Origin of the sequence: Ralstonia sp. R-29 (assembly GCF_049913345.1) — a bacterium.
GTDB lineage: Bacteria > Pseudomonadota > Gammaproteobacteria > Burkholderiales > Burkholderiaceae > Ralstonia.
In genome coordinates this window covers 2066320-2079583 of the sequence record NZ_CP184377.1, presented here as the reverse complement: position 1 = coordinate 2079583, position 13264 = coordinate 2066320, and the positions used below count along the sequence as shown (strand labels likewise).

The following is a 13264-nucleotide window of genomic DNA, read 5'->3' as shown; positions in this document are numbered from 1 at the left end:
TTGCGCTGACGGTAAAAATTGGAGATCAGCGTTCGAGGTACTGCTCCTTGTCCTTCACGTCCTTCCAGTCGTCGGCGTCGGGCAAGGGTTGCTTGGTCTTGGTGATGGACGGCCAGCCGGCTTGCGCGAGGTCGGCATTGATGGCGATCCACTTCTGCTGATCGGCCGGCACGTCTTCTTCGGCGTAGATGGCGTTGACCGGGCACTCGGCCACGCAGACGGCGCAGTCGATGCACTCGTCCGGATCGATGGTCAGGAAGTTCGGGCCTTCGCGGAAGCAGTCGACGGGGCAGACGTCCACGCAGTCGGTGTACTTGCAGCGGACACAGCTTTCGGTAACGACGTGAGTCATTTCGCTTGGAGTTGAAGCTAGGAATTCGTGGGGAGCACGGTCGTGGCGGGTGCCAAGCCGGCAAACACGCATTGTAACGCAGCCGCCGTGCCTAGCCGGTGCGTCATCCGTGCACCGTCAGACAGTTTTGGCATGTGGATATGCGTTGGCGCAAGGTTCGGCGCGGTGCTTATTGCGCATGCTCGATCACCATCTGCACGCGTGTGATGCCGTTGAAGGTGTTGTTATCGAGCCGGTAGGCCACGTAGGCGGACCCGCCAAGCGGCTCTGCGTGGTTGAACCAGATGGCGTCGAAATGCTGCTTGCCTCGGCCCAGCTTGAGCTTGAGGTGCTTGTCTTTCAGTACGGCTTGCGACAGCACGTCGAATTCGCCGCAGAAGCTCGGCGCCGGAAAGCCCTGTCCCCAGACGTGGTTTTCGAGCAGCTCAACGAACTGCGGCGTGAAGCATTCGGGGTCGGCCTCGCCATCCGTTTCGAGCACGCGCGAGAGCAGCGCCTCGGTCAGCCATTCGCGGCCGACGGCTTCAAAGATGGCGACGAATTCGTCGAAACCGTCTTCGCGCAGCGTAAGGCCGGCCGCCATCGCATGGCCGCCGAATTTGACGATCAGCCCGGGGCAGCGCTTGTGCACGGCATCCAGCGCGTCGCGCAGGTGGAAACCAGGAATGGAGCGGCCGGAGCCTTTGATGACGCCATCGTCGCCGGGCGCGAAGGTGAAGACCGGGCGATGGAATTTGTCTTTGATGCGCGAGGCCACGATGCCGATCACGCCTTGGTGCCAGGTCTCGTTGTAGACGGCGATGGTGTGGCGGCCGGCGCCATCCATGGCAGCCATGCTGTCCAGGATGGCCAGCGCTTCCTGCTGCATGCCGGCTTCGATTTCGCGGCGCTCGCGGTTCATGCCGTCGAGTTCGGCGGCGATGGCCATGGCGCGATCGTAGTCATCGGTGAGCAGGCATTCGATGCCGAGCGACATGTCGGCCAGCCGCCCGGCAGCATTCAAACGCGGGCCGAGGCCGAAGCCGAGATCGAACGTCGACGCACGCCGTGCCTCGCGGGCCGCCACGCGGAAGAGCGCGGCGATGCCCGGGCACATCCGCCCGGCGCGCATGCGCTTGAGGCCCTGCGCGACCAGCAGGCGGTTATTGGCGTCGAGCTTGACGACGTCGGCGACGGTGCCGAGCGCCACCAGGTCGAGCAGCGCATCGAGGCGCGGCTGTTCCTGCTGCGTGAACGCGCCGCGCTTGCGCAACTCCGCCCGCAGCGCCAGCAGCACGTAGAACATCACGCCCACGCCCGCCAGGTTCTTGCTCGGGAAGCCGCACCCCGGCTGGTTTGGGTTGACGATCACGCGCGCCTCGGGCAACTGCGCGCCCGGCATGTGGTGATCGGTGACGACGACGTCGATACCCAACGCATTGGCCGCCGCCACGCCTGCCACATCGGCAATACCGTTGTCGACGGTGACCAGCACGTCCGGCTTCTCGCGCGCGGCCAGCGCCACGATCTCGGGCGACAGGCCGTAGCCGTATTCAAAGCGGTTCGGGACGATGTAGCTGACCTGCGCGCCGAGCATGCGCAAGCCACGCACGCCGACGGCACAGGCGGTGGCGCCGTCGCAGTCGTAGTCGGCAATGATCAGCAGGCGCTTCTTGGCGGCGATGGCGTCGGCCAGGTAGCGCGCCGCCTCGTCGATGCCCTTGAGCTGCGAGGGCGGGATCAAGTCGGCCAGCTCGGTCGACAGCTCATCGGGCCGGGCGACGCCGCGAGCGGCCAGGATGCGCGCCAGAACAGGATGGATGCCGTGGCCGGCCAGCGTATTGGCGGCGTCGGTGGAATGCGAACGGACAGCGATGCGGGTCATGCGGGATCAGGCTCAGGCGGCCATCGAGAGAGGGGACAGCGCATCGCGCAGGGTACGGGCGCGGCTGAATCGGCGCAGCCAACCGGTCAGGTTTTTACGGGTGGCGCGGTAGTGGGCGTAGTGCGAATCGCCGGTCAGCACGAGCGAGACCGCGTCGATGCGGCCGTCGGCCAGCGCATCGGCGGCAGGGGTGAACCAGTCGCGGTCGAACGCGCGCAGGGTTTCGATCCAGTCGTACCAGTCAGCGGAAAGATGCGGTTTGCTGGCGGCGTCAAGCAGTACGGCCGCACGGGTGTCGTCGAACGGCACCGCGGCCAGCGTCTCGGCACACAGCTCGGTGGCATTGGCGGCGTGGCACAGGCCGGCGAAGAACGCGTCGTTGCCAATCATGCGCTCGGCAATCGAGCGGGTATCGACCAGCGCGCCCTGGCCGAACAGCCAGACAGAGTTGACCGGCAGCAGGCCGCGCGCCTCGCGTGCCTGGTTGACGGGGTGGTCGTACCACGTCATCTGGATCTCGTTCTGGAACTTGCGCCAGGCGCGCTCCTGCTCGCCCTTGTGCATCCAGATATCGATGTTGTGGCCAGATGCCCGCTGCGGGGCGGCGGCAATGAGGTCGCCAAAGGGTGAGTCGGCGACGTACCATCGCGCGGCGTGCGTGGCGTCGAGCGTGATGCCCATCTCGGCCACCAGCGGCGCAATGGCGGCACGCAACGCTTCGGCGTCGGCGGCTTCCAGGCGGAGCTGGGCCGGGTCGAGCATCACCAGATGGTCCCGCGCGGCATGGATGTGCACCGGCTGCAGGCAGGCCCAGATGCGCGTGTCGGCGGTGCCGCCGTCGGCCAGGCGCATGTACGGCGCGGAGGGCAACGGCGCAATGGGCAGCCCGGCATGCTTGGCCAGCCAGCGCTCGTGCGGCAGCGTGGGCAGGTAGGCGTCGTCGTGGCGCTCGCGTTCTGCCTCGCGTGCGCGGGCAAGCAACCTTTCCAGGCCCGGCAAGGTCAATTGACGGTAAGCGTCGTCCGCTACCTCGGCGGCGGGCGCGCAAAACGGGACAATCAGGGTGAGTTCAGGAATCATGGCTCCGAGATTGTAAACTTCCGGCTCGTCGGCCAGTGAGCCGGCAGAATCACATCAAATTGCACCCACGGGGAATCCCCTTTGAAATTTCCATACGAATGGCAGATCGGCTGGCGGTATACGCGTGCAAGCAAGCGCGCCAGCCGCAACAGCTTCATCTCTTTCATCTCGCTCATCTCGATGCTCGGCATTGCGCTGGGGGTGGCGGCGCTGATCATCGTGCTTTCGGTCATGAACGGCTTCCAGAAGGAAGTGCGCGACCGCATGTTGTCGGTGCTGGCGCATATCGAAGTGATGGCGCCGAACAGCCTGCCGGACTGGCAGCGCACGGCCAACGAGGCCATGCAGAACAAGGAAGTCATCGGTGCGGCGCCGTATGTGGGCGCGCAGGCGATGATCACACGCGACGATGCGGTGCGTGGCGTGCTGCTGCGCGGCGTGTCGCCGGCTGATGAGCCGAAGGTGTCGGACATCGGCAAGGACTTCAAAGCTGGCAGCATGGACGACCTGAAACCCGGCGAATTCGGCATCGCGCTGGGTAAGGAACTGGCGCGCGGCTTGGGCGTGCAGGTGGGCGACAAAGTCACGCTGCTCGCGCCGCAGGGCACCATCACCCCGGCCGGCGTGCTGCCACGCCTGAAGCAGTTCACCGTGGTGGGCACGTTTGAATCGGGCCACTACGAGTTCGATAGCTCGTTGGCATTGGTCAACATGGAAGATGCGGAGCGCCTGTTCCGCCTCGATGGCCCGACGGGCGTGCGCCTGAAGCTGGTCGACATGGACCGCGCGCCGCAGGTGGCCGAGGCACTGTCCCGCACGCTGACCGGCGAGCTGTACATCCGCGACTGGTCGCGCCAGAACCGCAACTGGTTTGCCGCCGTGAAGACCGAGAAGAAGATGATGTTCATCATCCTGACGCTCATCATTGCCGTGGCGGCGTTCAACCTGGTCTCCACGCTGGTGATGACGGTGACGGACAAGCAGGCCGACATCGCCATCCTGCGCACCATGGGCGCGCAGCCGGGCTCGATCATGAAGATCTTTATCGTGCAGGGCGTGGCGATCGGCTTTATCGGCACGTTGCTGGGCGTGGGGTTTGGCACGCTCATCGCTTACAACATCGACGTGATCGTGCCGTTCATCGAGCGGCTCTTCCACGTGCAATTCCTGCCCCGCGATATTTATTTCATCAGCGAACTGCCCTCGGACCCCCGCGTGAACGACATTGCAACGATCGGCATCATTTCCTTCATCCTGGCGTCGGTGGCGACGCTGTATCCGAGCTGGCACGCCTCGCGCGTGAACCCGGCGGAGGCCCTGCGCTATGAGTGAGGCCGTCATGACTTCCATGGAAGCGCCGGCCGCCGCACCGCAGGGTGTAGTGGTGCAGGCAGAAGGGCTGTCGAAGTCGTTCCGCCAGGGCGGCTTGAATGTTGACGTGCTCAAGGGCGTCGATATCCGCATCGGCGTGGGCGAGAAGGTCGCCATCGTGGGCGCGTCTGGCTCGGGTAAGAGCACGCTGCTGCATGTGCTGGGCGGGTTGGATGAGCCGACGTCAGGCCGCGTCTCGCTGCTCGGCAAGCCGTTCACCGCCATGAAGGAGCGCGAGCGCAACACGCTGCGCAATCAGGCGCTGGGCTTCGTCTACCAGTTTCACCATCTGCTGCCAGAATTCACCGCGCTGGACAACGTGGCCATGCCGCTGCGCATTCGCGGCGTGGAAGAGTCGCAGGCGCGTCATACCGCGCAGGTGATGCTCGAGCGCGTGGGCCTGGGCCCGCGTACGGCGCATCGCCCGGGCGAGCTGTCCGGCGGCGAGCGCCAACGCGTGGCCATTGCGCGCGCACTGGTCGGGTCCCCCGCTTGCGTGCTGGCCGATGAGCCTACCGGCAACCTGGATGACCACACCGCTGGCGACGTCTTCGACCTGATGCTGGAACTCACGCGCACGCTGGGCACCAGCTTTGTCATCGTCACGCACGACATCGACTTGGCCGGTCGTTGCGACCGCGTCTTGCGCCTGCGCGACGGCCATCTGCATCAGGAGCGCTGATCGGGCGGCATTATCGGAATTGGCGGATTCCAGCGCGTCTGCCTTTCCTGTACGTTGCCGGTTTTTCCAACGCAGAACCGACCATGTGGATCGACACCCATTGCCATCTCGACGCCCGTGAGTTTGATGCCGACCGCGACACCGCGGTGGCGCAGGCACATGCGGCGGGGGTGAACCACATTGTCGTGCCGGCGGTCGCGCGCTTGAATTTCGATACCGTGCGGGTGCTGGCGCATCGGCATGCCGGCTGCAGCTATGCACTCGGTATCCACCCCATCCATGCCGCTCAGGCCAGTGACGACGATCTTGCCGAACTGCGCCGGCAGGTGGCTGCATCGATGGGCGATCCGCGCTTCGTGGCCATCGGCGAGATCGGGCTCGATTTCTTCATCCCCGATCCGAATGTCGAGCGGCAGAACGCCGTGTTCCAGGCGCAATTGCGCATCGCGCGCGAATTCGATCTACCAGTGTTGATGCACGTGCGCAAATCGCAGGATCAGGTTGGCAGCGCGGCCATCAAGGCCGGCGTGCGCGGTATTGCGCATGCCTTCAATGGCAGCCCGGAGCAGGCCCGGCGCTTTGTCGATGCCGGCTTGAAACTCGGTTTTGGCGGCGTGTTCACGTTCTCTCGCGCCAACCGCGTGCGCCGGCTCGCAGCCGACTTGCCGATCGAGGCGATCGTGCTCGAAACCGACGCGCCAGACCTCGCGCCATCCTGGCTGTCCGACGATCAGTTTGGCGAGCAGGCTGGGGTGCGCAATGCCCCCGCAGAGGTGGCTCGCATTGCCGCAGCGCTGGCGGAACTGCGTGGTATTTCCATCGAGGCGCTGGCCGAACAGGCGCGTCGCAATAGCATCGAGGCCATTCCTCGCCTGGCACCGCTGCTGCAAGCCTGACGCGCCACATGCGGTTGGGTTTGATCGGCTTTGTGGCCGGCTGCATGGTGCTGCAGACGCAAGCCGCGCTTGCACCCATGTGGCAACCGATGGCTGTGCTGGCGCTGTGCCTGCTGCTGGTGTGTATGGCGAGACGCTGGGTGCGTCTCCTCCCCGTGTTGTTCGTGGCATCTGCCATTGCCGCCGGCTTCGGCTGGGCGGACTGGCGTGCGCAGCAACGTCTGTCTGTTGTGCTCAGCCCGGCGTGGGAAGGCAAGGACATCCTCGCGACAGGCGTGGTGGCTGATTTGCCGCAAGTCGATGACGAGGCGACGCGCTTCCTCTTCCAGATCGAATCCAGCGATGCAGGCGACGCCCTGCCGCCGCGCGTGCGGTTGTCTTGGTATGGCGCGCGCGGTTGGGGTAAGACGGACGAGGAGGGCGCCGAACCCGATCGGCGTGCCGGCATTCCCGACCTGCAACCCGGCCAACGCTGGCAGTTGACCTTGCGCGTCAAGCGCCCCCACAGCCTCATCAACCCGGGTGGTTTTGACGGCGAATACGCGCTGCTCGCCAACAACATCCGCGCCACGGGCTACGTGCGCACCGGCAAGCGCGCCCAGAACACGCCGCTAGAAGATGCCAAAGCAGGCTTCTGGCTAAGCGTCGAACGCCGGCGGGCAGCAGTGCGTCGCCACATCCTGGCCGCACTGCCTGATGCACGCTACGCACCGGTGATCGTCGCCCTGGTGGTGGGCGATCAAAGCGGCATTGCCCGTGAAGAGTGGGAGCTGTTCCGTCGCACTGGCATCAGCCATCTTGTGTCGATTTCGGGCCTGCACATCACGATGATTGCGGGCCTGTTCGCCACGCTCTGGATGGCCTTATGGCGCCGCTCCTTCGGTCTCGCGCGCTGGTTGCGCATGCCGTTGCCGCTGCGCATGCCGACGCCGCGCGCAGGTGCCATCGCGGCGATGCTGGCAGCGTTTGGCTACTGCCTGCTTGCCGGGATGGGCGTACCGGCGCAGCGCACGTTGCTGATGCTCTCGACGGTTGCCGTCGCCCGGCTGACCGATCGCAATGAGCCGGTCAGCCTATCGCTGTGCTGGGCTGCCGCCGTGGTGGCGGTGGTAGACCCGTGGGCGGTCATGTCAGCGGGGTTCTGGTTGTCGTTCGGGGCGGTGGCGATCATTTTTCTTGCCGCGCAGATGGTGCTGGAGGGACGGCGCAGCTGCGAAGCGCAGCCCTGGTGGGGCCGTGTGCAACGCGGTGTCTCCGGCGCAACGCGCATTCAATTTGCCGTCACGTTCGGTTTGTTGCCGCTGACGTTGCTGCTGTTTCAACAAACCTCCGTGGTATCGGTGGCGGCCAACGGGCTGGCGATTCCGGTGGTGAGCTTTGTGACCACGCCGCTGGCGTTGATCGGTGCGGCGCTGCCCGATCCACTGGCGCAACCGGTGCTCACGCTGTCGGAAGCGAGCTTCGCTTGGCTGGTCGACTGGCTTGAATGGCTGGCGCGACCGGTCTGGTCGGTGTGGGTGGCACCGATTGCGCCGCCGTGGGCATTGGTCCTGGCAATGGGCGGGGTGGTGCTGCTGCTGGTTCCGGGTGGGTTTCGCGCGTGGGCTTGGCGAGCGCAGGGCGCCGTGCTGCTGGTGCCGCTGGTGCTGGCGCGCGTGCCAGTGCCGCCGCCGGGCGAATTCCGCGTGGTGGCGTTCGACATCGGCCAGGGTGCCGCCACGCTGGTTGAAACCGCCAGCCACCGCCTCCTATTCGATACCGGTCCACGTTATGGCGATGACGCGGATGCCGCAGCCCGCGTTATTAACCCGTACTTTCGCGGGCATGGCGTGGACGAGCTCGACACACTCGTCATCAGCCACGAAGACAGCGACCATGCCGGCGGCACCGAAACGGTGATGGACGCGGTGCCGGTACGCACCATGTTGGCGTCTTTGCCCGAGAAACATGCCCTACACGACGTGGCCGAAACCCATGGCATCGGGCTGACAGCCTGCGTGGCGGGGCAAGCCTGGACGTGGGATGGCGTGGACTTCGAGGTGCTTCACCCGGTGCAGGCGCCCGTCGATGGTGCGGCCATCTCCAGCAACGCCCGCAGTTGCGTGCTGCGGGTTGGCAACGGCCGCCATGCCGCCTTGCTGACGGGCGATATCGAGAGTGCCCAGGAGGCGGCGCTGGTGTCCGCCGAACCGGAGCGGCTGATGGCAGACATCTTGCTTGTACCGCATCACGGCAGCAAGACAAGCTCCAGCGGCGCGTTCTTGGACGCGGTTTCCCCGCAGGTGGCGATTTTCCAGGTCGGCTACCGCAACCGGTACGGACATCCGCACCCGCAGATATGGCAGCGCTACGTGGCGCGCGACGTTGAGCGGCTGCGCACGGACAAGACCGGTGCCGTCGTCATCCAGACGCACGGCGATGCACTGGAGGTGCAGACGGCGCGGTCCATGCGGCCACGCTATTGGTCCTCCGCGCAGGAAGTGGAAGCCCTGGCGACAGCCATAGTGCCGAATGGTGCGCTGCCGTAAAACTTGGTTGCACAGCGGGTTGGCCCCATTGTGGCGCACAAAACCGCCGTGCTATAAAAACCGCATGTCGCGCAACCGCGTGGCATGGCAGTCCGTCAGGGGAGAAAAGCATGGCAGTCCGGTTCTACGATGAAATGCTTAACTGGCATGGGGAACCCAATCCCCACGCTGCCGAACCGGCCCCGGCTGCGCTCGTCCAGCAGGGCGAGGTACGTGGCCACTACGGGCGCTTCGCCGAATGGCTGGGCGCGCAGTCGGCCACCACGCTGCAAAACAAGCGTGCCGAGGCCGACCTGATCTTCCGCCGCGTCGGTATCACCTTTGCCGTGTATGGCGACAAGGACGAATCGAACAGCGGCACCGAGCGCACGATCCCGTTCGACATCATCCCGCGCATCTTTCCGGCCAGCGAATGGGCCACGCTGGAGCGCGGCCTGCGACAGCGCGTCGACGCGCTCAACCGCTTCCTGCGCGACATCTATCACGAGCAGGACATTCTGCGCGCCGGGGTCATCCCGCCCGAACAGATCTACAACAACGCGCAATATCGCCCGGACATGCTCGGCGTGAACGTGCCGCGCGACATCTACGCGCACGTGGCCGGCATCGACATCGTGCGGGCGGGCGAGGGCGAGTTCTACGTGCTGGAAGACAACCTGCGCGTGCCGTCTGGCGTGTCGTACATGTTGGAAAACCGCAAGATGATGATGCGGCTGTTTCCAGAACTGTTTGCACGCAATCGTGTGGCGCCGGTCGCCCACTACCCCGACTTGCTGCTCGACATGCTGCGCAGCGTGTCGCCGCAGAACATTGCCGACCCGACGGTGGTGGTGCTGACGCCGGGTATGTACAACTCGGCGTATTTCGAGCACGCGTTCCTGGCCCAGCAGATGGGCGTGGAACTGGTGGAAGGGCATGACCTGTTCGTGCAGGACGACCACCTCTACATGCGCACCACGCAGGGGCCGCAGCGCATCGACGTCATCTACCGTCGCGTGGACGATGACTTCCTCGACCCGCTGGTGTTCCGTCCGGATTCTTCGCTTGGCGCGGCCGGTCTGCTGTCGGTCTATCGCGCGGGCAACGTCACCATCTGCAATGCGATTGGCACCGGTGTGGCAGACGACAAGTCGATCTACCCGTATGTGCCGGACATGATCCGCTTCTACCTGGGTGAGGAGCCGATCCTGAACAACGTGCCGACCTACATGTGCCGTCGTCCGGACGACCTCCAATACGTGCTCGACCACATGGGTGAACTGGTGGTCAAGGAAACGCACGGCGCGGGCGGCTACGGCATGTTGGTCGGCCCGGCCGCCACGAAGGAAGAGATTGCAGCGTTCCGCGAGGTGGTGAAGGCGCACCCCGACCAGTACATCGCTCAGCCGACGCTGGCGTTGTCGACGTGCCCGACGTTTGTGGAATCGGGTATCGCGCCGCGCCACATTGATCTGCGGCCGTTCGTGCTGTCCGGCAAGGACGTGCGCATGGTGCCGGGCGGCCTCACGCGCGTGGCGCTGCGGGCAGGCTCGCTGGTGGTCAACTCGTCGCAGGGGGGCGGGACGAAAGATACGTGGGTGCTGGAGCGCTGAGCGCTCGCACATTGTCGCAGCTCGCAATCGACAAATCGAATACGCAAAGGGAACGCCATGCTCAGCCGCACCGCAGACCATCTTTTCTGGATGGCGCGCTACACCGAACGGGCCGAGAACACTGCCCGCATGCTCGACGTGAACTATCAGACCTCGCTGCTGCCGCAATCGGCGGAAGTGGCGGAGCAGGGCTGGTGGGCGATGCTCGATATCTCTGAACTCACGCGCGTCTTTGACGAGCGTTACGGTTTGCTCTCACGCGATGATGTGATCGACTTCATGGTCCGCGACATGACCAACCCGTCGTCGATCATGAGCTGCCTGCGCGGCGCACGCGAGAACGCCCGCGCTGTGCGCGGCTCCATCACCACCGAGGTGTGGGAGACCATCAACACCACCTGGCTGGAGGTGCAGCGCCTGATTGGCGAAGGCATGCTGCGCGATGATCCGTCGCAGTTCTTCGAGTGGGTGAAATTCCGCTCGCACCTGTCGCGCGGCGTGCAGCTCGGCACCATGCTCAAGGACGACGCGTTTTACTTCATGCGCCTGGGCACCTTCCTGGAGCGCGCCGACAACACGGCGCGGATTCTCGACGTCAAGTTCCAGTCGACGCCCACACGCGACGAGAGCGCCGCCGAACACGCAGATTTCTATCACTGGGCGGCGATCCTGCGCTCCGTGTCGGGCTTCGAGGTCTACCGCAAGATCTACCGCAACGTGATCACGCCCACTCGGGTGGCCGAACTGCTCATCTTGCGCAGCGACATGCCGCGCTCGTTGCTGGCCAGCATGGATGAGGTGGTTGGAATCCTGTCCACCGTGCGCAACAGTCAGTCCGCCGAGACCGAGCGTCGCGCTGGTAAACTCCACGCCGACCTGCGGTATGCCCGCATCGAAGATATTTTTGCGGTTGGCCTGCACGCGTGGTTGACCAACTTCCTGGAGCGCATTGGCGACCTGGGTAACAGCATCAGCCAGGACTTCCTGGTGCCTCTCGATGTGGTGTGACGCGCAGGGCATTTTGTCTTTATCAAGGCGCGGCCTTTGGGCTGCGCCTGTGCCATCGTGAAATACCAAATTCGACATACGACGGTCTACCGTTATGCCGAGCCGCTGCGACATAGCGTGCATGAACTGCGCTTGACGCCTCGCAGCGGCCCCTTGCAGCAAGTGGATAGCTGGCAGATCCACGCCCCAGGCAACCTGACACGCGCCACCGACGGTTTTGGCAATGTGGTCCACCACTTCACGCTCGGCGGCCGCACAGATGATGTGACCATCGACGCATACGGCATCGTCGAGGCGTTTCCAGCGCACGCTTCGAGTGGTCACCATTTTGTGGATGCACCCGGCCACGGCCGCTATTGCGTCTCGCCGCTGTACTTTCTCGCCACAACACCGTTGACTTCCGCCACGCCGGAAATGCGCGCATTTGTGCACGAACACGGGGTGGTGCCAGGCGATGCGGACTCGGCATTGAATCTGGCGCGTGCCATCGCGCAGCGTGTGCGCTACAAGCCCAATACCACCGACGTCGGTACCACCGCTGCCGAGGCATTCAACCTGGGCGCGGGCGTCTGCCAGGACCAAGCGCAGGTGATGGTGGCGTGCTGCCGGGCGGCGGGCGTGCCCGCACGCTACGTGAGCGGCTATTTCCATGCCGTTGGCGAAGAAGACCTCGCCAGCCACGCATGGGCAGATATCTGCGTCGATGCCGAAACGCATACCTGGTGCAGCATCGACGTGACCCATCAATGCTTTACCGACGGGCGCCACATCCGCCTGGCGGTGGGCCGCGATTACCAATCTGCGGCGCCCATTCGCGGTATCCGCGAGGGCGGTGGGGCGGAGACGCTGGACGTCAGCATCTCGATCGAACCCCTGCCCGCCGAGGCCGCCTGAGTGAACTGAGCACCCCTTCCAAGCGCGACAACCGGTTGTGGTTGGCGCGCTAGAATCCTCCCAACCCGATTTCGTCTGTTGCTTCGCCCATGACTTATTGCGTTGCCATGCGCCTGGACGCTGGCCTGGTCTTTCTGTCGGATTCCCGCACCAATGCGGGCGTCGACGCCATTTCCACCTTCCGCAAGATGACGGTGTTCGAGCGCGAGGGGGATCGGGTCATGGTGTTGTTGACCGCCGGCAATCTCGCCATCAGCCAAGCGGTGCGCCAGGTGCTGACGGAGGCGCGCGACAAGCCGCGCTCGCTGTGGACGGCCCGCGATATGTTCGAAGCCGCCACCATCGTCGGCGAGGCCGTGCGCGAGGTGTATGACCGCGACGCGGCCGCCCTGGCCAAGGCGAAGATCGACTTCAACGTCAGCATCATTTTTGGCGGGCAGATTGGCGAGGAGCGGCCGCGTCTGTTCAACGTGTATGCGGCCGGCAATTTCATCGAGGCCACGCCTGAGAACTGCTATTTCCAGATCGGCGAGGCCAAATACGGCAAGCCCATCATCGACCGTGTGGTCACCCCGGTCATGCCGCTTGATGAAGCTGCAAAGTGCGCGCTGATCTCCATGGATTCGACGCTGAAGTCGAATATCTCGGTGGGTTTGCCGCTCGATCTACTGGTGTACGAGACCAATTCCCTGCGCGTGACGCGCTTCGTCGCCATTGACGAAGAGAACCCCTATTTCGCAATGATCCGCAGCACCTGGGGCAAGCGTCTGCGCCAGGTGTTTGCGGAAATCGATGATCCGGATTGGGAAACCCACGCCGAACCCGGGCACCCGTTGCGCCGCGAGGGCCATCCGTCGACGCAGGTCGAGCCCGTCCGCATTGCGCCCCCGTTTGCCGATGCGCCCGCCGTGCCGCAGCGCGCGCCGGGCCCGGTGCTGGAGCAAGTCACCACGGTGCAACGCGTGGCGGGCGGGACGAAAGACTCGCACTGACACCG

General features: G+C 64.8%; 11 protein-coding genes. 8 read left to right on the top strand and 3 right to left on the bottom strand.

Going from position 1 to position 13264, the window contains the following annotated elements:
• Positions 1-25: 25 nt before the first annotated feature.
• The 3 genes from fdxA to ACN9M1_RS09690 form a co-directional block, all read right to left on the bottom strand.
• On the bottom strand, positions 26-352 hold the full coding sequence (gene fdxA, locus ACN9M1_RS09700) for a ferredoxin FdxA (RefSeq protein WP_296224831.1): 327 nt from the start codon (positions 350-352) through the stop codon (positions 26-28).
• Positions 353-521: 169 nt separating this feature from the next.
• Positions 522-2216 carry a single-stranded-DNA-specific exonuclease RecJ gene (gene recJ, locus ACN9M1_RS09695; protein ID WP_426393916.1) on the bottom strand — a complete coding sequence of 565 codons (1695 nt, stop codon included), beginning with the start codon at positions 2214-2216 and terminating at the stop codon, positions 522-524.
• Between the two features lie 12 nt (positions 2217-2228).
• Positions 2229-3296, bottom strand: a complete 1068-nt coding sequence (locus tag ACN9M1_RS09690) for a hypothetical protein (RefSeq protein WP_426393914.1) — start codon at positions 3294-3296, stop codon at positions 2229-2231.
• 81 nt (positions 3297-3377) lie between these two features.
• Here ACN9M1_RS09690 and ACN9M1_RS09685 point away from each other — a divergent pair, with 81 nt between their 5' ends.
• From ACN9M1_RS09685 to ACN9M1_RS09650, 8 genes are all read left to right on the top strand, one after another.
• Entirely contained in the window at positions 3378-4628 is a 1251-nt protein-coding gene (locus tag ACN9M1_RS09685; protein ID WP_426393912.1) for a lipoprotein-releasing ABC transporter permease subunit, read from the top strand.
• Positions 4621-5349 carry a lipoprotein-releasing ABC transporter ATP-binding protein LolD gene (gene lolD / locus ACN9M1_RS09680; RefSeq protein ID WP_426393910.1) on the top strand — a complete coding sequence of 243 codons (729 nt, stop codon included), beginning with the start codon at positions 4621-4623 and terminating at the stop codon, positions 5347-5349. The genes ACN9M1_RS09685 and lolD overlap by 8 nt, the downstream gene beginning before the upstream one ends.
• A gap of 83 nt (positions 5350-5432) precedes the next feature.
• Positions 5433-6245: a TatD family hydrolase gene (locus tag ACN9M1_RS09675; protein ID WP_426393908.1), complete on the top strand. Its 813-nt coding sequence runs from the start codon at positions 5433-5435 to the stop codon at positions 6243-6245.
• A gap of 8 nt (positions 6246-6253) precedes the next feature.
• A complete protein-coding gene (locus tag ACN9M1_RS09670; protein WP_426393907.1) occupies positions 6254-8773 on the top strand; it encodes a DNA internalization-related competence protein ComEC/Rec2 in 2520 nt (839 codons plus the stop codon).
• Between the two features lie 110 nt (positions 8774-8883).
• Entirely contained in the window at positions 8884-10365 is a 1482-nt protein-coding gene (locus ACN9M1_RS09665) for a circularly permuted type 2 ATP-grasp protein (protein ID WP_426393905.1), read from the top strand.
• A gap of 57 nt (positions 10366-10422) precedes the next feature.
• Complete coding sequence (locus ACN9M1_RS09660) at positions 10423-11373, top strand: alpha-E domain-containing protein (RefSeq protein WP_426393903.1); 951 nt, start codon at positions 10423-10425, stop codon at positions 11371-11373.
• A 57-nt stretch (positions 11374-11430) separates the two neighbouring features.
• Positions 11431-12267 carry a transglutaminase family protein gene (locus tag ACN9M1_RS09655; RefSeq protein WP_426393901.1) on the top strand — a complete coding sequence of 279 codons (837 nt, stop codon included), beginning with the start codon at positions 11431-11433 and terminating at the stop codon, positions 12265-12267.
• A gap of 89 nt (positions 12268-12356) precedes the next feature.
• A complete protein-coding gene (locus ACN9M1_RS09650) occupies positions 12357-13259 on the top strand; it encodes a peptidase (protein WP_426393899.1) in 903 nt (300 codons plus the stop codon).
• Positions 13260-13264: the final 5 nt, after the last annotated feature.